Origin of the sequence: Dryocola clanedunensis, from assembly GCF_038405435.1 — a bacterium.
GTDB lineage: Bacteria > Pseudomonadota > Gammaproteobacteria > Enterobacterales > Enterobacteriaceae > Dryocola > Dryocola clanedunensis_A.
In genome coordinates, this window is sequence record NZ_JBBYHZ010000060.1 from 1 (window position 1) to 828 (window position 828).

General features: G+C 69.0%; 1 pseudogene. It reads left to right on the forward strand.

Annotated features, from left to right (window positions below):
• Positions 1-12: 12 nt before the first annotated feature.
• Positions 13-828: pseudogene (locus tag AAE045_RS23355) on the forward strand (hypothetical protein); the annotation flags it as partial.

Below are 828 nucleotides of genomic sequence, written 5' to 3' on the forward strand. Positions count from 1 at the left end.
ATGGACGAACCGATGGCCCCGTACAGCCGCTTCGTCGTCGATGGCTTCGACGCCGATGCGTTGCTGGGGGTAGTGCGCGACACCCGCTTCGAACAGCGTCTGCTCGCCGCCGGACACTTTCGCGCGTACCTGCAGCGGCTGGTCTTTCCGGAGTTCAGCCTGGACAGTGGCGCCTATACGCTGCCGATTTTCGCCAGCGGCAGTTTCGGCGAAGGATTGATCGCACTGGCGATGGCCGTGTCCTGCCAGCAGCCGATGTGGGCCAACGGACGCTGGGTGCCCGCGGGCCAGGTGATGGTGTTCGCCGAGGACAGCGAGCTCAACGTGCGTCCGCAGCCCGGGGGCTGGCAGTGGGCCGTGCTGCTGATTCCACGCGAGGTCCTGCAGCGCGAGGCCGTGGCGCGGGTAGGCCGCGAACTGCGCCTGCCACGCCGTGGCTGGTGCAGCCGACCGGCCACCCCTGCGCACGCGCAGGCACTGCGTTACGGCGTCTTTTCCGCACTGGACACGGCCGCCCGTTGGCAGGGCCTGATCACGCCGGAGCAGCTGGCGGCGCAGTCGGCGGTGCTGCTGGGCGTGTTCGTGGATGCCGTCAGTGCCGCCGATGCCGGGCCGCAACGACGTGCCGATGGCAGCTGGATCGAACGCCACCGCGCCGCCGTGGTGCAGCGGGCCGAGGACTATCTGAAAGCCCATCTGGACCGGCCCTTCGACAGTGCCGCCCTGTCGCTCGCGCTGGGCGTGGGCGAACGCCAACTCGAACGTCTGTTTCGTGATGCCTACGGACATGGGCCCTGCCATTGGCACCAGCTGGCCCGCTTGAACCGC